21 protein-coding genes and 1 riboswitch are annotated in these 22,065 nt (G+C 71.2%); of the genes, 12 read left to right on the top strand and 9 right to left on the bottom strand.

Annotated elements, in window-relative coordinates:
- Nucleotides 1-113: 113 nt before the first annotated feature.
- The 4 genes from pknB to thiO form a co-directional block, all read right to left on the bottom strand.
- The gene (pknB, locus tag ACQP1K_RS19155) at nt 114-2,120 is read right to left on the bottom strand and encodes a Stk1 family PASTA domain-containing Ser/Thr kinase (protein WP_433497074.1); all 2,007 of its coding nucleotides are present in this window, start codon (nt 2,118-2,120) and stop codon (nt 114-116) included.
- A 75-nt stretch (nt 2,121-2,195) separates the two neighbouring features.
- A complete protein-coding gene (locus ACQP1K_RS19150) occupies nt 2,196-2,963 on the bottom strand; it encodes a thiazole synthase (protein ID WP_433497073.1) in 768 nt (255 codons plus the stop codon).
- Entirely contained in the window at nt 2,960-3,160 is a 201-nt protein-coding gene (thiS, locus tag ACQP1K_RS19145; protein ID WP_433497072.1) for a sulfur carrier protein ThiS, read from the bottom strand. The genes ACQP1K_RS19150 and thiS overlap by 4 nt, the downstream gene beginning before the upstream one ends.
- Nucleotides 3,157-4,311, bottom strand: a complete 1,155-nt coding sequence (thiO, locus tag ACQP1K_RS19140; RefSeq protein ID WP_433497071.1) for a glycine oxidase ThiO — start codon at nt 4,309-4,311, stop codon at nt 3,157-3,159. Before thiO ends, thiS begins: the two co-directional genes overlap by 4 nt.
- A riboswitch (TPP riboswitch) is annotated at nt 4,299-4,411 on the bottom strand. (Overlaps the previous gene by 13 nt.)
- 89 nt (nt 4,412-4,500) lie before the next feature.
- Between thiO and ACQP1K_RS19135 the strand changes: the two genes are divergently transcribed.
- From ACQP1K_RS19135 to thiE, 3 genes are read left to right on the top strand one after another with little or no spacing between them, the layout of a single operon-like run.
- Complete coding sequence (locus ACQP1K_RS19135; RefSeq protein ID WP_433497070.1) at nt 4,501-5,688, top strand: NAD(P)/FAD-dependent oxidoreductase; 1,188 nt, start codon at nt 4,501-4,503, stop codon at nt 5,686-5,688.
- A gap of 40 nt (nt 5,689-5,728) precedes the next feature.
- On the top strand, nt 5,729-6,103 hold the full coding sequence (locus tag ACQP1K_RS19130; RefSeq protein WP_433497069.1) for an Rv2175c family DNA-binding protein: 375 nt from the start codon (nt 5,729-5,731) through the stop codon (nt 6,101-6,103).
- Between the two features lie 11 nt (nt 6,104-6,114).
- Entirely contained in the window at nt 6,115-6,756 is a 642-nt protein-coding gene (thiE, locus tag ACQP1K_RS19125) for a thiamine phosphate synthase (protein ID WP_433501588.1), read from the top strand.
- Between the two features lie 23 nt (nt 6,757-6,779).
- On the opposite strand, the gene ACQP1K_RS19120 is transcribed toward thiE, so the two are convergent.
- Nucleotides 6,780-7,847, bottom strand: a complete 1,068-nt coding sequence (locus ACQP1K_RS19120) for a polyprenyl synthetase family protein (protein ID WP_433497068.1) — start codon at nt 7,845-7,847, stop codon at nt 6,780-6,782.
- A 54-nt stretch (nt 7,848-7,901) separates the two neighbouring features.
- On the opposite strand from ACQP1K_RS19120, the gene metF reads away from it, so the two are divergent.
- Nucleotides 7,902-8,855, top strand: coding sequence for a methylenetetrahydrofolate reductase [NAD(P)H] (gene metF / locus ACQP1K_RS19115; protein ID WP_433497067.1), 954 nt, complete (start codon nt 7,902-7,904; stop codon nt 8,853-8,855).
- On the opposite strand, the gene ACQP1K_RS19110 is transcribed toward metF, so the two are convergent.
- Both ACQP1K_RS19110 and ACQP1K_RS19105 read right to left on the bottom strand, forming a co-directional pair.
- Entirely contained in the window at nt 8,801-9,367 is a 567-nt protein-coding gene (locus tag ACQP1K_RS19110; protein WP_433497066.1) for a GNAT family N-acetyltransferase, read from the bottom strand. The genes metF and ACQP1K_RS19110 overlap by 55 nt on opposite strands.
- A gap of 87 nt (nt 9,368-9,454) precedes the next feature.
- Nucleotides 9,455-9,928, bottom strand: coding sequence for a YbaK/EbsC family protein (locus tag ACQP1K_RS19105; RefSeq protein ID WP_433501587.1), 474 nt, complete (start codon nt 9,926-9,928; stop codon nt 9,455-9,457).
- A gap of 97 nt (nt 9,929-10,025) precedes the next feature.
- Here ACQP1K_RS19105 and ACQP1K_RS19100 point away from each other — a divergent pair, with 97 nt between their 5' ends.
- Together ACQP1K_RS19100 and ACQP1K_RS19095 are read left to right on the top strand one after the other, a co-directional pair.
- The gene (locus ACQP1K_RS19100; protein WP_433497065.1) at nt 10,026-10,865 is read left to right on the top strand and encodes a L,D-transpeptidase family protein; all 840 of its coding nucleotides are present in this window, start codon (nt 10,026-10,028) and stop codon (nt 10,863-10,865) included.
- A 360-nt stretch (nt 10,866-11,225) separates the two neighbouring features.
- Nucleotides 11,226-11,648 (top strand): SAV_6107 family HEPN domain-containing protein, encoded by a 423-nt coding sequence (locus ACQP1K_RS19095; RefSeq protein WP_433497064.1) that lies wholly within the window; start codon nt 11,226-11,228, stop codon nt 11,646-11,648.
- Between the two features lie 86 nt (nt 11,649-11,734).
- On the opposite strand, the gene ACQP1K_RS19090 is transcribed toward ACQP1K_RS19095, so the two are convergent.
- Nucleotides 11,735-12,991 carry an arginine deiminase gene (locus tag ACQP1K_RS19090; RefSeq protein WP_433497063.1) on the bottom strand — a complete coding sequence of 419 codons (1,257 nt, stop codon included), beginning with the start codon at nt 12,989-12,991 and terminating at the stop codon, nt 11,735-11,737.
- 27 nt (nt 12,992-13,018) lie between these two features.
- The gene (gene bldD, locus ACQP1K_RS19085; protein WP_055483594.1) at nt 13,019-13,513 is read right to left on the bottom strand and encodes a transcriptional regulator BldD; all 495 of its coding nucleotides are present in this window, start codon (nt 13,511-13,513) and stop codon (nt 13,019-13,021) included.
- 398 nt (nt 13,514-13,911) lie between these two features.
- Here bldD and pyrR point away from each other — a divergent pair, with 398 nt between their 5' ends.
- From pyrR to ACQP1K_RS19055, 6 genes are read left to right on the top strand one after another with little or no spacing between them, the layout of a single operon-like run.
- The gene (gene pyrR / locus ACQP1K_RS19080) at nt 13,912-14,472 is read left to right on the top strand and encodes a bifunctional pyr operon transcriptional regulator/uracil phosphoribosyltransferase PyrR (RefSeq protein ID WP_433497062.1); all 561 of its coding nucleotides are present in this window, start codon (nt 13,912-13,914) and stop codon (nt 14,470-14,472) included.
- Nucleotides 14,469-15,404, top strand: coding sequence for an aspartate carbamoyltransferase catalytic subunit (locus ACQP1K_RS19075; RefSeq protein WP_433497061.1), 936 nt, complete (start codon nt 14,469-14,471; stop codon nt 15,402-15,404). The genes pyrR and ACQP1K_RS19075 overlap by 4 nt, the downstream gene beginning before the upstream one ends.
- Nucleotides 15,401-16,714 (top strand): dihydroorotase, encoded by a 1,314-nt coding sequence (locus tag ACQP1K_RS19070; RefSeq protein WP_433497060.1) that lies wholly within the window; start codon nt 15,401-15,403, stop codon nt 16,712-16,714. Before ACQP1K_RS19075 ends, ACQP1K_RS19070 begins: the two co-directional genes overlap by 4 nt.
- The gene (gene carA, locus ACQP1K_RS19065; protein WP_433497059.1) at nt 16,711-17,886 is read left to right on the top strand and encodes a glutamine-hydrolyzing carbamoyl-phosphate synthase small subunit; all 1,176 of its coding nucleotides are present in this window, start codon (nt 16,711-16,713) and stop codon (nt 17,884-17,886) included. Before ACQP1K_RS19070 ends, carA begins: the two co-directional genes overlap by 4 nt.
- Nucleotides 17,879-21,187 carry a carbamoyl-phosphate synthase large subunit gene (gene carB / locus ACQP1K_RS19060; RefSeq protein ID WP_433497058.1) on the top strand — a complete coding sequence of 1,103 codons (3,309 nt, stop codon included), beginning with the start codon at nt 17,879-17,881 and terminating at the stop codon, nt 21,185-21,187. Before carA ends, carB begins: the two co-directional genes overlap by 8 nt.
- Before the next feature lie 4 nt (nt 21,188-21,191).
- Entirely contained in the window at nt 21,192-22,049 is an 858-nt protein-coding gene (locus ACQP1K_RS19055) for a dihydroorotate dehydrogenase electron transfer subunit (protein WP_433497057.1), read from the top strand.
- Nucleotides 22,050-22,065: the final 16 nt, after the last annotated feature.

Genomic DNA, 22,065 nt, shown 5'->3' with positions numbered 1-22,065 from the left:
GTTCCGGCCACCCGTACGGTGGACCCCGGCGGCGGGCACGTGACCGGAACAAGAGCCGTCACAGGGATGGAAGGCCGATCCCGGACGCGGCTCCGAGCCCGGCGATCAGACGGTCAGTGCCAGACGGTGATGGTGGCGCCCATGGGCTGCCGGCCGCGGGGATTCTCCTCGATGACGCGGCGGGTGCCGACGAGCTTGCGGGTCTTGACCTTGAAACCGGCGGCCCGCAGCTCGCGCTGGGCGTCCTTCAACGCCCGAAACCGGACATCGGGCACCACGACGAAGTCGGGGGGCGCCTCGGAGTCGTTGTTCTCCCAGGGCCAGTGCCAGCCCTCGTCCGGTCCCCTGGAGACCGTCAGCCGGACGCTGTCCCCGGCCATGACCGGTGTGCCGCCGACCGGGTCCTGAGCGATCACCGTGCCGTGCGGGGCGCTGTTGTCGGTCTCGTCCACCTGGACGTTGAAGCCCTTGTCGCGCAGGAACTTCTCGGCCTGGTCGCGCATCATCTGGCTGACGTCCGGCATGAGCAGGCCGAGGCTGATCACCAGGTTGACGCCGCCGCCCTTCTTGACCCGTTTGCCGGCGGCCGGGTTGGTGCCGATGACCTGCCCGCGTGGCACCGTGTCGCTCTGGTTCTTGCTCACCCGCCCTACCTTCAGGCCCGCGTCGGAGATCTTCGTCCGGGCCTCGGCCTCGCTCAGGTTGGCGACGTCGGGCACCGGGACCGTCTCGGGACCGGCCGAGGGGATCAGCGTCAGCACCGACCCCTTGTCGACCTCGGCGCCCGGGCCCGGCTCGGTGTCGAGGACGTTGTCCTTCTCCATCTTGTCGTCGAACCTGGCCTGCCCGACCTTCACCTCGAAGCCGGCGTTCAGCGCGGCCTGCCTGGCCAGCACGATGTTCTGACCGACCAGGTCGGGCACCTTCACCACGCGGCTCTGGGAGAACCACCAGCCGCTGAACGCGATCCCGGCGACCATCACGAGGGCCAGGCCGGCGATGAACCAGATGGGCCGCGGGGACCGGCGCCTGGTCCTGGCGGAGGCCCCGGCCGACCGGCTCTTCTCCGTCGGCAGCTCCGACAGCGGCTGGATCATGGTCTGCCCGGCCGGGTCGTCCTCGGCTCCGTCCTTGACGTAGACGAGCGGGGGAGGCGCCTGGAACACCCCCGGCTGCGAGCCGGGCGAGCCGAACGGGCCGGAGGGCGAACCGGTGGGAGAAGCGGGGTGCCCGCCCGTGTGGTGAGTCCTGTGCTGGGCGGTGTGACCCGTACGGGGAATCCCCCGGTGCGTCTCCACGGCGGCGATCAGCATGGCGTTGGCGTCCGCCGGGCGCCGGGCCGGGTCCCTGTCGGTGGCCGCCGCGACGAGCGCGTCGAGCGACGGCGGCACGTCCGGCGCGATCGACGACGGCGCGGGGACGTGGTCGTGGACGTGCCGGTAGGCGATCGACATCGGCGACTCGCCCTCGTACGGCTGCCGCCCGGTGAGCAGCTCGAACAGCAGGATGCCCGCGGCGTACACGTCGCTGCGCGCGTCGGCCTGGCCGGTGGTCACCTGCTCGGGCGACATGTACCCGATGGTGCCGATCATCATGCCGGTCTTGGTCTGGTTGGTCGCCTCGATGGCGCGGGCCAGGCCGAAGTCGACGACCTTCACCCGGCCGTCGTCGGCCAGCAGCACGTTCTCCGGTTTGACGTCGCGGTGGATGAGCCCCGCCTGGTGGGCCGAGCCGAGCGCGGCCAGCACCGGGATGACCATCTCCAGCGACTCACGGGCCGGCAGCCGTTCGCGCTCGTGCAGGACGTCGCGGAGCGTCCGGCCGGGGACGTACTCCATCGACAGGTAGACGTGCGCCCCGTCGGTGCCCTGGTCGAAGACCTGCACGATGTTGGGGTGCGACAGCCCGGCCACCGACTTGGCCTCGCCGATGAAGCGCCTGACGAACTGGGGGTCCTCGGCGAGCGAGCGGTGCATCACCTTGACGGCCACCGTGCGCTCGAGCCGGACGTCCAGGGCCAGGTAGACGGAGGCCATGCCGCCCCGGGCGATCCGGGACTCGACGCGGTAGCGCCCGTCGAGCAGCTGCCCGATGAGCGGGTCGGTTAGCGTCGTGTCCACCCGCCTGAGTTTAGGGGTGTTTTGCCACTCGCAAGGCGCGGTAATCCCAAACCGAGACCTATCACCGGCCCGCCGTCACCATCCGGGGGAGGAGGCCTCGGCGTAGCGCCGCCGGGGGATCCGCCCGGCGAGGTGCGCCAGCCGTCCCGCCGTGACGGCCGATCGCATCGCGGTCGCCATCAGGTCGGGCCGCTGGGCCCGGGTCACCGCGCTGGCCAGCAGTACGGCGTCGCAGCCCAGTTCCATCGCCAGCGCGGCGTCGCTGGCCGTGCCGATGCCCGCGTCGAGGATCACCGGGACGCCGGCCGCCTCCACGATCAACTCGATGTTGTGCGGGTTCCTGATGCCCAGCCCCGAGCCGATCGGCGCGCCGAGCGGCATCACGGCGGCGCAGCCGGCCTGCTCCAGCCGCCGCGCCAGCGCCGGGTCGTCGCCGATGTACGGAAGCACCGTGAACCCGTCGGCGACCAGTTGCTCGGCCGCGTCGAACGTCTCGATCGGGTCGGGCAGCAGCGTCCGCTCGTCGGCGATGACCTCAAGCTTCACCCAGTCGGTCTGCAGGGCCTCGCGGCCGAGCCGGGCGGTCAGCACGGCCTCCCCCGCGGTGTAGCAGCCCGCCGTGTTCGGCAGCGGCTTCACGCCGCGGGCCCGCAGCACGTCGAGCACCGAGCCCCGGGCCGCGGGGTCGAGCCGGCGCATCGCCACCGTGGTCAGCTCGGTTCCGGACGCCTCCAGCGCCTGGTCGAGCACCTCGAGGGAGGGCGCGCCGCCCGTCCCCATGATCAGCCTGGAAGTGAACTTCTCCCCGCCCAGGACGAAGACGTCCTCGCTCACCGTGGTCATCCTCCCTGCACCGCTGTCAGCACCTCGACCCGGTCACCCGGGGACAGCCGCGTCGTCGACCAGGCGCCGCGGCTCACCACCTCGCCGTTCAGCGCCACCGCGATGCCCGCCGCCGCCGCGGTCAGGGTGCGTACGGCGACGATCACGGTCGCCTCGTCGTCCAGCGAGGTCTCGACCCCGTTGACGATGACCTTCAATTGGAGAACCTCCCCGGATCGCAGAACTTCACGATCTCCGGCGTCGCCTCGCCGGTCAGAAAAGCGGCGGCGGCCGCCGCCGTGATCGGAGTGAGCAGGATGCCGTTGCGGTGGTGTCCGGTCGCCGCGAGCACGTCGGCCTCCAGGCTCTCACCGCCGGGCCCGGTCGCGTCGACGGGCCCGATGAGCGGGAGGTTGTCGGGGGTGCCCGGGCGGAAGCCCACGGTGGTCTCGGCCAGCTCCAGCTCGGTCAGCCCCGGAACCAGCTCACGGGCGTCGCGCAGCAGCTCGTACACCCCGCCGGCCGTCACCCGGCCGTCGAAGCCCATCTCCTCAACGGTCGCGCCGACCGTGATCTCACCGTCGCCGCGCGGGACCAGGTAGGCGGACGTCCCGTGCACCAGCCCGCGTACGCACCTGGTGAGGAAGCCCACGGGGCCGCGCAGCCGCAGGATCTGGCCCTTGACCGGCCGTACGGGCAGCCCGGGCAGCAGCAGCGGAGACCACGACCCGGCCGCGACGACGACGCGCGGCGCGGTGACCACGGCGCCGGAGGCCAGCCGCACCCCCCGCGGGGTGAGCTCGGCGGCCCGGTCGGCGATGAGCGTGCCGCCGTGCCTGTCCAGCGCGGCGAGCAGGGCCCGCGCCACCCGACGGGGGTTCACCCAGGCGTCGTCGCCGGCCAGCATGCCGCCGCGGATCGACGGCGCGAGCATCGGCTCCAGCTTCCGGCATTCGCGTCCGGTCAGCCGCTCCACCCGCAGGCCGAGCGTCCGCTCGAAGGCCGCGAGCTCGTCCAGGACGGCCATGTCGTCGGCGCCGTAGGCGATCTTCAGCGTGCCGTCGGAGCGGTAGTCGAGTGCGACGCCGCTGTCGTCCTCCAGTTCGTCGCGGAACGACGGCCACAGCGCCAGTGAGGCGAGGCCGAGCCGCAGCTGCGGCTCCTCGGTGTAGGTGACCTCGCTCACCGGGGCGAGCATCCCGGCCGCGGCGTGCGTGGCGCCGCTGCCGGGGTCCGGATCGACGACCGCGACGGACATCCCCCGCCGGGCCGCACGCCAGGCGATCGACAGGCCCTCCACGCCGCCGCCCACCACGATCACATCCGCGGTCGACGTCGCCTCCGGTGTGACTTCCAGGATCGGCACCATCCGCTCCCTTCGCCGGCATTATCCGGATCAGGTTCTCTGGCGGTCGAGAGCCTTCCGCTCTCCTCTCAGCCCGGACCGCCGGGCTCCCGCGCGTCTTACGTCCTCTTGCGTCCCCAACCCTAGCAGTTGCCCAACTCGTTACCAGATCGGGATTGGCGTGCGCCGGGGTTGACAATCTATGGTCAAGATGTGGATCACGTCGTGGTTGTGGGGGCCGGTCTCGCCGGCGTACGGAGCATCGAGGCGCTGCGCGCCCAGGGGTACGCCGGGCGGATCACGTTGATCGGCCAGGAACGGCACCGCCCCTATGACAGACCGCCGCTGTCGAAGGCGGTGCTGCTCGGCGAGACCGACTCGACCGTCGTCGACTCCGATCTCGACGCCCTGGACGTACGGCTGTGCCTGGGCGTGGCGGCGAAGGGCCTGCGCGCCGGCGTGGTGGAGACGACCGAGGGCGAGGTGGACTACGACGGTCTCGTCATCGCCACCGGCGCCGCGCCGATCCGGCTGCGCGGCGAGGGCCGCCAGCACGTGCTGCGCACCATCGACGACGCGATCGCGCTGCGTGAGCGGCTGGTCGCCGGGGCGCGGGTAGCGGTGATCGGGGCGGGCTGGATCGGCGCCGAGGTGGCGACGGCGGCGGCCAGGGCCGGCTGCGCGGTGACCGTGATCGAGGCCGGCGAGACGCCGCTCGCCGCCGCACTCGGCTCCGAAGTCGGCGGTCACACCATCCCCTGGTACGCCGAGGCGGGCGTGGAGCTGCGGCTCGGCGCGATGGTCGGCACGGTCGACTCCGGCGGCGTCACGCTCATGTCGGGCGCCCGGGTCAGGGCCGACGTGGTGGTGACCGGTGTCGGAGTGCGCCCCGCTGTCGCGTGGCTGAAGGGATCGGGCGTCGAGCTGGACAACGGCGTGCTGGTCGACGAGCACCTGAAGACGACGCTGCCCGGCGTGGTCGCGGTCGGCGACTGCGCGAACTGGTGGTCGCGCAGGCTCCGGCGGCGGCTGCGGGTCGAGCACTGGGACACCGCCCTGAGCGCCCCGGACACCGCGGCGGCCACGCTGCTGGGGGAGGACGCCGTCTATGACCCCGTGCCGTACTTCTGGTCAGAGCAGTTCGGCAGGATGGTCCAGTTCGCCGGGCACCCGCAGCACGGCCCGGCCGTACGGCTGCTGTGGCGCGGCGACCCCCGCACCGACGCGAAATGGACGGTGTGCTGGCTGACCAGGGAAGACAGGCTGACGGCCCTCCTCACCGTGGACCGGCCGCGCGACGTGGTCCAGGGCCGCCGCATCGTCGAGGGCGGCCGGAAGGTCGATCCGGTCAAGCTGGCCGATCCGGCCGTGGCGCTCCGCGACTGCATCCTGAACCAATAGAGGTGTTTCGCGGCCCCCTACCTGTGGTAATGGTGGTTTCGTGACACTTACTGTTGCACAGATCGACCCGGAAACCGACCAGCTCGTGGGGGAATGGCTTCCCCTCTCAGAGGCCGCGCAGAGCCTGGGGCTCACGATCGGCCGCACCAAGCAACTTCTCAAGGACAAGAAGCTCGTCGGCGTCCGCAGGGGCGGCGGCGAACCACAGGTGCCGGCGGCGTTCATCGCCGGCGGCGACGTGCTGAAGGGGCTTCCCGGAACGCTGACCGTTCTGGCCGACGCCGGGTACGACTCGGTCGAGTCGATCCGCTGGCTGTTCACCCCGGACGACTCGCTCCCCGGGTCGCCGATCGACGCGATAAGGGCGGGCCGGCACACCGAGGTCAAGCGCAGGGCCCAGGCGCTCGGGTTCTGACGTTGACTGACATCAGGGAGCGGCTCGCGCGGGCCAGGCTCTATCTCTGTACCGACGGCAGGCGAGACCGCGGCGACCTGGCGGAGTTCCTCGACGCGGTCCTCGCCGGCGGCGTCGACATCGTCCAGCTCAGGGAGAAGGGCCTGGAGGCGGGCGAGGAGCTCGGGCTTCTCGAGGTCTTCAGGGACGCCTGCGACAGGCACGGCGCACTACTCGCGGTGAACGACCGGGCGGACGTCGCGTACGCCGCCCGGCCGGACATCCTCCATCTCGGCCAGGGCGACCTCCCGGTGCCGGTCGCCCGGGACATCCTCGGACCGGAGGTGCTGATCGGCAGGTCCACGCACTCAGCCGCGGAGGCCTCGGCGGCGGCGGCCGAGCCGGGGGTGGACTACTTCTGCTGCGGTCCGGTCTGGCCGACGCCCACCAAACCGGGGCGGCCGGCCCCCGGCCCGGAGTTGCTCGCGCACGCCGCCGGTCTCGGGACGGCACGGCCGTGGTTCGGCATCGGCGGCATCGACCTGGGCAATCTCGACGAGGTCGTGGCCTGCGGCGCCCGCCGCGTCGTGGTGGTCCGGGCGATCACCGAGGCCGACGACCCCGGGGCGGCGGCCGCGGAGTTCAGCGCCAGACTGGACAGGGCCGAGATCTGACGGTCCCGCCCGGCCCGGCGTGCTCAAGTGCGCCGGGCCGTGGCGGCGACCGCCAAGGCGGCCAGTGCCGTACGAGCCGTCTCGTCGATCGGGGCCTGGTCCAGTGTGTGCAGCGCCTCGTCGAGATAGCTCTTGATCATGCCTTCGCAGGCGGCGAGGGCACCGGTGTCCTCGATGACCGACCTGAGCCGCTCGACACCCGCCTCGTCGAGGTCCGGGGCGCCGAGGAGGCTGCGTACGGCCTCGGCCTGAGCGTCCGACGCCTCGGCGAGGGCCCGGGCGATGAGCATGGTCCGCTTGCCCTCGCGCAGGTCGTCCCCGGCGGGTTTGCCGGTCTCGGTGGGGTCGCCGAAGACGCCGAGGATGTCGTCGCGGAGCTGGAAGGCGATGCCGATCTGCCTGCCGTACTGCTCACAGAACCGGTCGATCCAGGCCGGCCGGCTCCGCGCGGCCAGCACCAGCCCCAGCCGCAGCGGCTGCTCGACCGTGTATTTCCCGCTCTTGTACAGGGCGACCCGCAGCGCGCCGTCGAAGGTGCTCTCACCCTGGGCCTGCTCCAGCAGATCGAGATACTGCCCGCACATGAGCTCGGTCAGCATGTGATCGTGCACCGGCTGGGCGACGGCCAGCGCGTCGGCGGGCAGGCCGCTGGTCCGCCACATCTCACCCGACCACACGAGCAGCAGGTTGCCAAGGAGGACCGCCACACCCTCGCCGAACTGCTCGGCCGAGCCGTACCAGCCGGAGTCGGCGTGCACGCGTTCGAACCGGCGATGCGCCGACGGCATCCCCCTGCGCACATCGCTCGCGTCCATCACGTCGTCATGGATGAGCGCGCTGGCCTGCAGCAGCTCCAGCGAGGCGGCCGCCATGAGCAACCCCGGGTCCTCGCCCCCACCCGCCGCACGCCAGCCCCAATAGCAGAAAGCGGGGCGCAGTCGTTTGCCCCCGGAGAGGAAGTCCTCGGCGGTGGACAGCAGGACGGCCAGCTGCGGGTCGTCGAACAGCGGACGCTGCCGGTCCAGGAACTCCCGGATCGAACGGTCCACCCCGGGCCTGACGTGGTCGAGCGGTGCTGCGGTTAGGCTCATGCTCACGAGCCTAACCGGCGTTGATCCAACGGCCCATCCCTGTACCCTTGTAATATGGCTCTTGGTCTGCCCTCGCGACTCCCCGATCGTGTCCCCACGGTCCGTGACCTGCTCGCGGCGGGGGAGCGGTCGTTCTCCTTCGAGTTCTTCCCCCCCAAGACGGACGAGGGCGAGCGCCAGCTATGGCGGGCCATCCGGGAACTGGAGGCGCTGCGGCCGACGTTCGTGTCCGTGACGTACGGCGCAGGCGGCGGCAACCGCGACCGCACGGTGAGCATCGTCGAGCGCCTCGCCCACGAGACCACGCTCACGCCTGTGGCGCATTTCACCGCCGTGAACCACTCGGTCCGCGAGCTGCGTCACCTGATCGGCAGGTTCGCCGACGCCGGCGTGCGGAACATGCTGGCGCTCCGGGGCGATCCGCCCGGCCGTGACCCGCTGGACGAGTGGGTGAGGCATCCGGAGGGGGTCGGGTACGCGGAGGACCTGGTCCGACTCATCCGCCAGGCGGGCGACTTCTGCGTCGGTGTGGCGGCGTTCCCGTACAAGCACCCCAGGTCGGCGACCATTGAGTCCGACACCAGCTATTTCGTCCAGAAATGCCGGGCGGGTGCGGACTACGCCATCACCCAGATGTTCTTCCGCGCCGACGACTACTTCCGGCTGCGCGACCGGGTGGCGGCCCGCGGCTGTGAAACGCCGATAATTCCCGGGATCATGCCGGTCACCCGGATCAGCACGATCGCCCGCTCCGAGCAGCTGTCGGGCGCGCCGTTCCCGCCCGAGGTCGCGGCCAGGTTCGCGGCCGTCGCCGACGACCCCGCCGCCGTACGCCGCCTCGGCATCGAGCACGCCGTGGAACTGTGCCGGAGGCTGCTCGACGAGGGGGCTCCCGGCATCCACTTCATCACCTTCAACCAGTCGAGCGCGACCCGCGAGGTGTTCCGGGCGCTTCACCCGGTCGACGCCTCCGCCGACAGCGGCAGCCGCGCCCCGGCGATGACGTAGTTCTCATAACCGCCGGGAAACTCGAACCGTGTGATGAGGTCGACGAAGCCGATGTCCCGGTAGAGGCGGCGGGCCGCCGTGGGGGCGTCGTGGGTGGACAGTACGGCGGTGCGCTCCGGTCGGTCCGCGCAGATGGTGTGGATCAGGCGGCGGCCGATGCCCCTGCCCTGGTGATCGGGATGGACGTGGATCTCCGCGAGCTCCAAGGCGTCGCCGAGCCAGTCTTCGCAGGCCTCGGGACCGGCGTGGTCGTGCAGGCCGCGGCGGACCACGTCGTGCCACCACTGCCCTTCCGCACCGTGGAAGCCGTAGGCGAACCCCACGACCCGCCGCTCCTCCGGTACCTCGGCGAGCAGGCACACGAAGTCCGGATAGGCGGCGTGGTTGCGCATGATGGCCATGCGCCCGGTCAGTTGGTCTGACGGCGGGTGCATGGCCGCCGTGTAGATGCCCAGCACCGTCTCCAGCACGTTCGTGAACTGGGCCGGCCCGATGCGCCGCAGTCGGATCACACATCGGAGACTAGTGCCCCGATCGGCGGGGTGCGCGGACGACGGCGCGAAGACCGGCGGCGGGCGCCGCCGGCTAGGTGAGGCCGGCTAGGTGAGGCCGACCTCGGCGGGGGTGCCGCCGGTGATCCTGACCAGCTCGTCGAAGGTCGTGGGGAAGACCGTGTGCGGGTGACCTCCCGCGGCCCACACCACCTCGTGCTTGCTCAGCCAGTTGTCCACCAGCGTCCGGATCGGGGCGGGATGTCCGACCGGGGCGACGCCGCCGATCGGCTGTCCGGTGTGCTCGCGGACGAACTCGGGGGTGGCTCGCCGCACCTTCCGGGCTCCGACCAGCCCGGCGACCAGCGCGGTGTCCACGCGATGGGCGCCGCTGGTGAGCACGAGCAGCGGAGATCCGTCGGCGTCGAAGACGAGGCTGTTGGCGATCGCCCCGATCTCGCAGCCGAGCTGGGATGCGGCGATGGCCGCGGTGGGCGCCGCCTCGTCGAGGACCTTCACCTTGCCCGCCACCCCGTGGGAGCGGAGGGCGTCCGCCACACGGGCGGCGTTCGGATGCAACATTTCTGACACCCGGCCACTCTAAACAGATCGGCGCCCGGCTCGTACGCTATAGGTAGCTTTGGTCCTTACTTGAGGATATTGAGAGGCTGGGTTGACCATGGGGGGTCCACGGCGGAGGTTCGCCGCCGCCGCACTGATCACGGCTGGAGCCGTGACGCTCGCGACGGGCGGCCTGGCCGTTCCCGCGCAGGCGCGGACCGCGCCGGCATCGCACCAGTCGGCATCGCACCAGTCGGCATCGCGGCAGGCATCGCACGAGCAGACGGCACAGCGGCAGGCGGTGCAGCGGAAGCCGGCGCCGCGCAAGACCCTCCGGCCCGGGGCCAAGGGCGCCGAGGTCACGGCGTTGCAGACCCGGCTGACCGAGCTCGGGTACGTTCCCGGCAAGATCGACGGCAGGTACGGCCAGGACACGATGATGGCCGTCTGGGCGTTCCAGAAGGTGCAGGGGATCAAACCGACGAGCACGGTGGCGAGCCGGACCTGGGTGGCGCTGGAGAACCCGAAGGCGCCCAGGGCGCTGGTCCCCAAGGGCAGGCAGAACCGCGTCGAGGTGAACCTCACCCAGCAGATCATGGTGCTCTACCGGGCCGGCGAGCCGAAGGTGATCAGTCACGTCTCCAGCGGAAGCGGGATCCCCTACGTCGAGTACGCGACGTGGAACGGCAGGCGGCAGAGGTTCAGCGGCAGCGCGACCACGCCGACCGGCGACTACAGGACGACCTGGCGGGTGAGCGGCTGGCACCGGTCCTACCTGGGCCGGCTGTACAACCCGATCTTCTTCAACGGCGGCATCGCCCTGCACGGCGCGCTCTCGGTGCCGCTGCATCCGGCCTCGCACGGTTGCGTGCGGCTGCCGATGCCGGTGGCCGAGATCCTGCCGGGCCTGCTGGGCACCGGCGTCCCCGTTCACGTGCGGGGGAGGTTCCGCCGCTGATCGCGCCGTCCGCCGGTACGTCACGCCGAAACCGTGTCCGCTGACAACCCTTGACAGTGCATGCGGTCGAATCTATGTTCGATGGTATGTGGGACGTAGGGGTGTCTGACGGCTGCCACCGCTCCGGCGGCCGCCGGACACGACCCGGGGAGCGTTTCGAAGCGCGTCCACCGCGGGCGGGGATCCAGCCGGCGCCCCGCGCGACGGGACATGACTCTTCGAAACGGTCGCCAGGCCGGAGGGGGAGAGGGGAAGCTCCTCGTCCGGCCACCCGCAGGCGGAATTTTTGTCGGTGCGATCTGCGACCGTGATGTCACCGGCGAAGACCGCCGGGTGGTGCCACGACTCGAGGAGGCGGGCATGACTGAACGGAACGGGCCGCGGGTCTCGCAGACGGTCCTGGCGCACCTGGCGGACGCCAGGGCGTGCCTGGCCGACGCGAACGCCGCGCCCACACCCGCGAGCAGGTACGTCTCGGCACATCTCGCGGCCCTGCGCGCGGCCGCCGGAATCCTCGCGGCGCGGGCGCGGCCGACCGACGGGCGGAGGCGGCGGCTGCGCAGCGCCTGGGAACTGCTGCCGGAGGCGGAGCCGCGACTCGCCGACTGGGCGGCGTACTTCGCGGTCAGCGCCACCAAGCGCGCGGCGGCCGAGGCCGGCATGGTCCGGGCGATCACCCCGACCGACGCCGAGGAGATCATCGTCGAGGCCGACAGGTTCGTCGGCGAGGTCGAGTCGATCCTCGGCGTTCCGGGTCAGTCGTCCCTCCCCATGGCGGGATAGCGCGAACCGGTCCGCGGTGGACGACCCGTGAACGAGTCGGCACTCGTGGGACGGAGGGAGGGGCCGGGTAGAGGACCGGACGGCTGTCAGATGGCGTCCCGCACCAGCGGGCAGCTCATGCAGCGGGGGCCGCCCCGGCCGCGCCCGAGTTCGTTGCCGCGGATGGGGATGACCTCGATCCCGTGCCTGCGCAGGTAGTTGTTGGTGGTGGTGTTCCGCTCGTAGGCGATCACCACGCCGGGCTCCAGCGCCAGCACGTTGCAACCGTCGTCCCACTGCTCGCGCTCCGCCGCGTGCGCGTCCTGGGCCGGGGTCAGGATCTCGATGTCGTCCAGGCCGATCGCCCGTGCGATGGCCCGGTGCATGTCCTCGGGGGAGTGGTCGGTGACCTTGAGCTCCTTGTCGTTGTCGCCCGGCTCGACGGTGTAGGACGGCAGCATGCCGAGCCCGGCGTACTTCACGAATTTTCCGACGTCGAGCTGGGTCATCACGGTGTCCAGATGCATGAAGGCACGGGCCTTCGGCAGGTCGAGCGCCACGATCTTGGCCGCCGAGCCGGATCTGAAGAGGTTCATCGCGAGCGTCTCCACCGCCTGCGGCCGGGTCCGCTCACTCATCCCGACGAGCACCGCGCCGCGGCCGATCACCAGGACGTCGCCGCCCTCGATGGTGGCCGGGCCCATCCGGGTGCCGGGAGACCAGACGTGGTACCCGCCGTCGTCCGGCCTGTCGTAGCCGCGTGCGAACAGCGGATGCCACCGGTAGATCGCCTCGTAGTTGAGGGTCTCCCGCCTGCGGGCCTTCTTGCGCATGGCGTTGATGGACACCCCGTCGTAAATCCAGCATGAGGCGTCCCGGGCGTACAGGTGGTTGGGCAGCGGCGGGAGGACGAAGTCGTCCATGCCGAGGGTGTGGAAGGCGATGGACTTCGGTTCGCAGCCCAGCTCCATGATCTCGCGCTTGGTGATCCCCCCGGTGAGGAAAGGCGCCAGCGCCCGGCCGTCCAGGGCGTCCAGGGTGCCGCGTACCGCGTCGGCGGCCACCGGGCCGAGCCAGTGCTCGTCGACGCTGCCGTCGAGGATGTGCTTCCTCGCCTCCGGGATCGCGATCGTCTGCTCGAGCATCTCGCCGACGCGATGAACCCGGACACCGCGCGCGGCCAGCACCTCGCACCATTCCCGGTGCTCCTCCAGCGCGCGGTGGACCCAGAGCACGTCGTCGAACAGCAACTGGTCCTTGTTGGTGGGGGTGAGCCGCTTCAGCGCCGGCTCGGGCATGTGGACCAGGACCCGCCGCAGCCTGCCGACCTCAGAACCGACATAGAACGACGTCGTTTTCTGCATGTCCCCCAAAATAGGTCAGGAATCGAGTCAGAAGGACTCGACGGCGCGGCGTGCCTCCGCGTCGAGCACTCCCCAGTTGATGAACTCCTCGGTCAGCTCGACCGGCGACCTGTCGTATATCACCGCGAGCGAGCGCAGGTCCTCCTGGCGGATGGACAGCACCTTGCCGTTGTAGTCGCCGCGCTGGCTCTGGATGGTGGCCGCGTAGCGCGCGAGCGGACCGGCCTTGTCCTTGGGCAGCTGAGCCAGCCGCTCCAAATCGATCACAAGCTTCGGCGCGGGCGCCAGCGGGCTCGGCGCGGCCCCGCCGGGCAGGAGCTCCGACACCGGCACCCCGTAGAAATCGGCGAGTTCGGCCAGCTTCTGTACGGTCACGGCGCGGTCGCCCCGCTCGTAGGAGCCCACGACGACGGCCTTCCACCTGCCACGGGACTTCTCCTCGACACCATGCAGGGACAGCCCCTGCTGCGTACGGATCGCGCGCAGGCGTGCGCCCAGCGACTTGGCGTAGTCAGACGGCATCGTCAGCCCCCGGCTTTCTATGTCTGTTCTCACTTGATTGTGCGTCCTTGTCCTAAGCGTTCCGAACACCGGGGCTGGCGCCCCGGCCAGGCACCTTCGGTGACCGCTGCGTCGGGTTTTACCCAGGAAGGTCGCGAGTTGTGGTTACGGACAGTGACGGTAAAGCTGTCACTCCGAAAGGTCAAGCAGATTGGAAAAAAGAACGTAAAGAGTGCCCCGTGCGGTCGCCCTGTCGTCTCCGTGCCCGGACCCGGGAACCGCGACGACGCGGTCCCGGCCATGCCATCGGGCCCCGGCGGGACGGTCCTCCTCGCGGGCGGCACGAGGCCTGCTGATACGCTGACGGCCGACATCCTTTAAGACCCGTCCCGTGAGGCGGGAAAGGTGGTGATTTCGCCGTGCCTGAAGTCGCCCGGAACCAAGCGCGTGCCGTGCTTGATGGGCCTGATATCCACCGGGCGTTGACCCGGATCGCGCACGAGATCCTCGAACGAACCAAGGGCGCCCGGAGCGTCGTACTGCTCGGGATCCCCACGCGCGGAGCGACGCTGGCGTACCGGCTCGCCGAGCGCATCGCGCAGTTCGAGGGCGTGGAGGTTCCCGTCGGCGCCATCGACATCACGATGTACCGCGACGACCTGCGCCTGCGGCCCGCCCGCCCGCTCGGCCGCACCGAGCTGCCCCCGGAGGGGGTCGACGGCAGGACGGTCGTCCTCGTCGACGACGTCCTCTACTCCGGCAGGACGGTACGCGCGGCGCTCGACGCGCTGAACGACGTGGGCCGGCCCACGGCCGTCCAGCTCGCGACGCTCGTCGACCGGGGCCACCGCGAGCTGCCGATCCGCGCCGACTACGTGGGCAAGAACCTGCCCACGGCCAAGAGCGAGAAGGTCAAGGTCTATCTGGAGGAGACGGACGGGCGCGACGCCGTGCTGCTCATCAAGGAGGAGCCGCGATGAACCGCCATCTGATCTCCGCGTCCGACCTCACCCGCGACGACGCGCTGCTCATCCTCGACACCGCCGAGGAGCTGGCGAGGGTCTCGGAACGCTCCATCAAGAAGCTGCCGACACTGCGCGGCCGCACCGTGGTCAACCTGTTCTTCGAGGACTCCACCCGCACCCGCATCTCGTTCGAGGCCGCGGCCAAGCGCCTGTCGGCCGACGTCATCAACTTCTCGGCGCGTGGATCGAGCCTCTCCAAAGGGGAGTCGCTCAAGGACACCGCGCTCACGCTGGAGGCCATGGGCGCCGACGCCGTGATCATCCGGCACGGCGCCTCCGGCGCGCCGAACCGGCTCGCCGGCTGGGTGCACGGCAGCGTGGTGAACGCCGGCGACGGCACCCACGAGCACCCGACCCAGGCGCTGCTGGACGCGTTCAGCATGCGGCGCAGGATGGGCAGGCTCGACGGCCTCAAGGTGGCCATCGTGGGCGACGTGCTGCACAGCAGGGTGGCCCGCTCCAACGTCGCGCTGCTGCACACGCTGGGCGCCGAGGTCACCCTGGTCGCGCCACCGACCCTGCTGCCGGTGGCGGTCGGCACCTGGCCCTGCCAGGTCTCCTACGACCTCGACGCCGTCCTGCCGAAGACGGACGTGGTGATGATGCTGCGCGTGCAGCTCGAACGGATGAACGCGGCCTACTTCCCCTCCGCCCGGGAGTACAGCCGCCGCTACGGGCTCGATCGCGACCGCTTCGCCCGGCTGCACGACGACGCGATCGTCATGCATCCCGGGCCGATGAACCGCGGCATGGAGATCTCGGCCGAGGTCGCCGACTCCGCACGCTCGACCATCGTCGAGCAGGTCGGCAACGGCGTGACCGTCCGCATGGCCGTCCTCTACCTGCTGCTGGGCGGTTCCGAGTCCGCGATCGGAGGGACCGAGTGAGCACCATCCTCATCAAGGGCGCCAGGATCCTGGGCGCCGACCCGCGCGACATCCTGATCCGCGACGGCGTGATCGCGGAGGTCGGCGAGCGGCCCCGCGGCCCGGCGGACCACCGGGCCGACCAGATCGTCGACGCCGACGGCCTCATCGCCCTGCCCGGCCTGGTGGACCTGCACACCCACCTGCGCGAGCCCGGCAGGGAGGACGCGGAGACCGTCGAGACCGGCACCCGGGCGGCGGCACGCGGCGGTTTCACCGCCGTTCACGCCATGGCCAACACCTCCCCGGTCGCCGACACGGCGGGCGTCGTCGAGCAGGTCTGGCATCTGGGGCGGACCTACGGACACTGCGACGTCCAGCCGGTCGGCGCGGTCACCTCGGGCCTGGAGGGCAGCCAGCTCGCCGAGCTCGGCGCGATGGCGGAGTCGGCCGCCAGGGTCCGCGTCTTCTCCGACGACGGCAGGTGCGTGTCCGATGCGGTGCTGATGCGGCGGGCGCTGGAGTACGTCAAGGCATTCGACGGCGTCGTGGCCCAGCACGCCCAGGAGCCGCGCCTGACCCAGGGCGCCCAGCTCAACGAGGGCGAGGTCTCCGCCAGGCTCGGCCTGACCGGCTGGCCGGCCGTCGCCGAGGAGGCGATCATCGCCCGCGACTGCCTGCTGGCCGCGCACGTCGGCTCCCGCCTGCACGTGTGCCACGTCTCGACGGCCGGCTCAGTGGAGATCCTCCGCTGGGCCAAGTCGAAGGGCTGGGACGTCACGGCCGAGGTCACGCCGCATCACCTGCTGCTCACCGACTCCTGCGCCGAGACGTCGCCGCTGGGGCCGTACAACCCGATTTACAAGGTGAACCCGCCGCTGCGCACGGCCGAGGACGTCCGGGTGCTGCGCGAGGCCCTGGCCGACGGCACGATCGACTGCGTCGCGACCGACCACGCCCCCCACCCGGTCGAGGACAAGGAGACCGAGTGGGCCGCCGCGGCCATGGGCATGATCGGGCTGGAGACCGCCCTGTCCGCCGTCCAGGAGGCCATGGTCGAGACCGGCCTGCTCGACTGGGCGGGCGTGGCCGACCGCATGTCCGCCCGGCCGGCGCGGATCGGCAGGCTCACCGGGCACGGCCGCCCGATCGAGGCCGGATCCCCGGCCAACATCACCCTCTACGACCCGTCGGTGCGGGCCCGGGTGGATCCCACGTCGATGGTGTCGAGGAGCCGCAACACGCCGTACGAGGGCATGACGCTGCCCGGCCGTGTCGTGGCCACGTTCCTCCGCGGTCGCCCCACCGTGCTTGAAGGGAAGCTCGTATGACGACAGCACTGCTCGTGCTCGAGGACGGCCGCGTCTTCGAGGGAACCCCCTACGGCGCCGAGGGGGAGACGTTCGGCGAGATGGTCTTCAACACCGGCATGACCGGATATCAGGAGACGCTCACCGACCCCTCCTACCATCGGCAGATCGTCGCGATGACCGCGCCGCACGTCGGCAACACCGGCGTGAACCTGGAGGACCCGGAGTCGCGCAAGATCTGGGTCGCCGGCTATGTGGTGCGCGAGCCCGCACGCATCGCGTCGAACTGGCGGTCGCACGGATCGCTGGAGGACTACCTGCGCGGGCAGGGCGTGGTCGGCATCGCCATGCCCGGCACCCGCGCGCTCACCCGCCACCTGCGCGAGCGCGGCGCGATGCGCGCCGGAGTCTTCTCCGGTACGGCGCTGGCCCCGGTCGAGGAGCTCCTGGAGCGGGTGCGGCGCTCACCCGGCATGGCCGGAGCCGACCTGGCCGGCGAGGTCTCCACGCGTGAGCCGTACGTCGTGCCGGCGACGGGGGAGCGGCGCCACACCGTGGCGGCGATCGACCTCGGCATCAAGGCCATGACGCCGCAGCGGCTGGCGGAACGCGGCTGCGACGTGCACATCCTGCCCGCCTCGGCCACCGCGGCCGACATCCTGGCGCTCGACCCGGACGGCGTGTTCTTCTCCAACGGCCCCGGCGACCCGGCGACCGCCGACGGGCCCGTCGAGGCGCTGCGCGGGGTGCTGGACGCGGGGGTGCCGTTCTTCGGCATCTGCTTCGGCAACCAGATCTTCGGACGCGCGCTCGGCCTGGGCACCTACAAGCTGCGCTACGGCCACCGCGGGGTGAACCAGCCGGTCAAGGACGTGCGCACCGGCAAGGTGGAGATCTCGGCGCACAACCACGGCTTCGCCGTACAGGCCCCGCAGGACGGGCCGTTCGACACGCCGTACGGCCCCGCCGAGGTCAGTCACGTCAACCTCAACGACGGCTGCGTTGAGGGGCTGCGCCTGCTGGAGCGGCCCGCCTTCAGCGTGCAGTACCACCCGGAGGCGGCGGCCGGGCCGCACGACGCCGCGTACCTGTTCGACGAGTTCTGCGAGCTGATGGAGCGGCCGAGGGGACGGACGAGCGTGACGGACGACCAGCCGGGCGCGACCACTGACATGGAGGAGAAGGGTGCCTAAGCGCACGGACATCAGGTCGGTCATGGTGATCGGCTCCGGGCCCATCGTGATCGGACAGGCGTGTGAGTTCGACTACTCGGGCACCCAGGCCTGCCGCGTGCTGCGCAGCGAGGGCTTCCGCGTGATCCTGGTCAACAGCAACCCGGCCACGATCATGACGGACCCCGAGTTCGCCGACGCCACCTACGTCGAGCCGATCACACCGGACATCGTCGAGAAGATCATCGCCAAGGAGCGGCCGGACGCCCTGCTGCCCACGCTCGGCGGCCAGACCGCGCTCAACACCGCGGTCGCGCTGCACGAGGCCGGGGTGCTGGCCAGGTACGGGGTCGAGCTGATCGGCGCCAACTTCGACGCCATCCAGGCGGGGGAGAACCGCGAGCGGTTCAAGGAGATCGTCGCGAAGGTGGCCGCCGAGCGCGGCCTGAACGCCGAGTCGGCGAGCTCGCGTATCTGCCACACGCTGGAGGAGTGCCTGGCGGCCGCCGCCGAGCTGGGCTACCCGCTGGTGGTCCGGCCGAGCTTCACGATGGGCGGCGCCGGCTCCGGCCTCGCCTACGACGAGGAGGAGCTGCGCCGCATCGCCGGCGCGGGTCTGGACGCATCCCCGACCACCGAGGTGCTCCTGGAGGAGTCGATCCTCGGCTGGAAGGAGTACGAGCTGGAGGTCATGCGCGACCGCGCGGACAACGTGGTGATCGTCTGTTCGATCGAGAACGTCGATCCGATGGGCGTGCACACCGGCGACAGCGTGACCGTGGCCCCGGCGATGACGCTGACCGACCGCGAGTACCAGAACATGCGCGACGTCGCCATCGCGGTCATCCGCGAGGTCGGGGTCGACACCGGCGGCTGCAACATCCAGTTCGCCGTCGACCCGGCCACCGGCCGGATGATCGTCATCGAGATGAACCCGCGCGTGTCGCGCTCCTCCGCGCTGGCGTCGAAGGCCACCGGCTTCCCGATCGCCAAGATCGCGGCCAAGCTCGCCGTCGGGTACACCCTGGACGAGATCCCCAACGACATCACCAAGGAGACGCCGGCCTCGTTCGAGCCGACGCTCGACTACGTGGTCGTCAAGGTGCCCAGGTTCGCCTTCGAGAAGTTCGCCGAGGCCGACAAGACCCTCACCACGCACATGAAGTCGGTCGGCGAGGCGATGGCGATCGGCAGGTCCTTCCCAGAAGCCCTGCAGAAGGCCCTCAGATCGCTGGAGAAGAAGGAAACGTCCTTCACCTGGATGGGGGACACGGGTGATCTCTCGGAGCTGCTGAATGCCTGTGGCAGCCCGCACGACGGGCGGCTGCGCACGATGCAGCAGGCGATCAGGGCGGGCGCCACGCCGGAGCTGCTGTGCGAGGCCACCGGGATGGACCCCTGGTTCGTCGACCAGCTCTTCGCCGTGGACGAGGTCGCCCGCTCGATCCGGGAGGCCGGCTCGCTCGACGGCCTCGACGGGCCCGCACTGGCCCGGGCCAAGCGGTACGGCTTCGGCGACGCCCAGATCGCCGAGATCCTCGGGGTGGCCGAGGCGGCGGTGCGCGAACGACGGCACGCCCTGGGCCTGCGGCCGGTCTACCACACGGTCGACACCTGCGCCGCCGAGTTCGCCGCGCGCACGCCCTACCTGTACTCGACCTACGACGAGGAGACCGAGGTCCCGCGGGGCGACCGCCCGAAGGTGATCATCCTGGGCAGCGGGCCGAACCGGATCGGGCAGGGCATCGAGTTCGACTACGCGTGCGTGCACGCGTCGTTCGAACTGGCCGCCGCCGGCTACGAGACCGTGATGGTCAACTGCAACCCGGAGACCGTCTCGACCGACTACGACACCTCCGACCGGCTCTACTTCGAGCCGCTCACGCTGGAGGACGTCCTCGAGGTCGTGCACGCCGAGCAGGCCACCGGCCCGGTCGCCGGGGTGATCGTGCAGCTCGGCGGGCAGACGCCGCTCGGGCTGGCCCAGGCGCTCAAGGACGCGGGCGTGCCCGTGGTCGGCACGTCGCCGGAGTCGATCCACCTGGCCGAGGACCGCGGCGCGTTCGGCCGGGTGCTGGCCGAGGCGGGGCTGCGCGCGCCCAGGCACGGCACCGCCCGCACCGTGGACGAGGCGCGTGAGGTCGCAGCGCAGATCGGCTACCCGGTGCTCGTCCGCCCCTCCTACGTCCTGGGCGGGGCCGGCATGGCCATCGTGTACGACGACCACACGCTCGGCGCGTACATGGCCAAGGCCACCGCCAGGACCGGCGTCGAGCACCCGGTGCTGATCGACCGTTTCCTCGACGACGCCATCGAGATCGACGTGGACGCGCTGTTCGACGGGGAGGAGCTCTACCTCGGCGGGGTGATGGAGCACATCGAGGAGGCCGGCATCCACTCCGGCGACTCGGCCTGCGCCCTGCCCCCGATCACGCTGGGCGGCTTCGACATCAAGCGGATACGCGCCGCCACCGAGGCCATCGCCAGAGGGGTCGGCGTGCGCGGCCTGCTGAACGTCCAGTACGCCCTCGCCGCCAACGTGCTGTACGTCCTGGAGGCCAACCCCAGGGCGAGCCGTACCGTGCCGTTCGTGTCGAAGGCGACGGCGACGCCGCTGGCCAAGGCGGCGGCCCGGGTGATGCTGGGCACGACGATCGCCGAGCTGCGCGCGGAGGGCATGCTGCCGGCCGAGGGCGACGGCGGCACGCTGCCGCTGGACGCGCCGATCGCGGTCAAGGAGGCGGTGCTTCCGTTCAACCGGTTCCGCGGCGTGGACACCGTGCTCGGCCCGGAGATGCGCTCGACGGGCGAGGTGATGGGCATCGACGAGTTCTTCGGCACGGCGTTCGCGAAGTCGCAGGCGGCCGCCTACGGCGCGCTGCCGACCAAGGGACGGGCCTTCGTCTCGGTCGCGAACAAGGACAAGCGGGCCATGATCTTCCCGGTGAAGGCGCTGGCCGACCTCGGGTTCGAGATCCTGGCCACGGAGGGCACGGCCGAGGTGCTGCGCAGGAACGGCGTCCATGCCAGGATCGTGCGAAAGCACAGCGACGGAACCGGATCCGACGGCGAGCCCACCATCGTGCGGCGGATCCTCGACGGCGAGGTGGACCTCATCGTGAACACCCCGTTCGACGGCCCAGGCCAGTCCGGGCCGCGGCTCGACGGGTATGAGATCCGGACCGCGGCCGTGCTGCGCGGCATCGCGTGCGTCACGACCGTGCAGGGCCTGGCGGCCGCCGTCCAGGGCGTTCAGCACATCGTCCGGGGCGATGTGGGCGTACGGTCGCTCCAGGAGCACGCCAGGAGGCTGAGGGAGTAGGCGAGTGGCCGGTAGTCCGGTACAGGTGACGGGCACGGTGCTGACGACGCGCCGGGTGGACGCCTACCATGCGCTCACGGTCGTCGCACCGGGCGTCGCCGACCGCTTCCGGCCCGGCCACTTCGTCACCGTCGCGGCCGGCGGGCGCGACACCGCGATGCTCACCCGCCGGGCGCTGACGGTCCACGACGTCAAGCCGGACTACGGTGGCACGGTGGAGCTGGTCTTCGCCGTGCGCGGCGCGGGAACCGCCTGGCTGTCCGAGGTCAAGGCGCGCGACACGCTCGACATCGTCGGCCCGCTCGGCCGGCCCTTCCCGCTGCCCCGCGACCCGTGCACGTGCGTGCTGGTGGGCGGGGAGTACGGCTCGGCCTCGCTGTTCGCCCTGGGCGACGCCCTGCAACTGCGCGGCTGCCGGATCGACTTCGTGCTCGGCGCCACCACGGCCGAGCGTGTCTTCGGCGCGCTGCGGGCCCGTCGGATGGGGGAGACGACGACGTTGACCACCGAGGACGGCTCGCTGGGCATGCGCGGCAGGGTGACCGACGTGCTGCCCGGCGTGATCGCGGACGTCCGGGCCGACGCCGTCTACGCGTGCGGCCCGATGGCGATGCTGCGCGGGGTGACCGCGGTGGCCGTCGAGTTCGGCATCCCCGTCCAGGTCGCCGTGGAGGAGCACATGGCCTGCGGCATCGGCGTCTGTATGACCTGCGTCGTCCCCGTGATCGGCGAGGACGGCGTGACCCGGATGCTGCGTTCCTGCGTGGAGGGCCCGGTGTTCCGCGGCGAGCGGGTCCGCTTCGACGACGTCGGGACGATCCCGTTCGACGCCCTCGGCGCACCCGGGGGGCGCAATGCGTGAGTCCGGGCGGGGTGAA

Source organism: Sphaerimonospora sp. CA-214678 (genome assembly GCF_050942215.1).
Classification (GTDB): Bacteria; Actinomycetota; Actinomycetes; order Streptosporangiales; family Streptosporangiaceae; genus Sphaerimonospora.
This window is presented reverse-complemented; position numbering and strand designations above follow the sequence as displayed.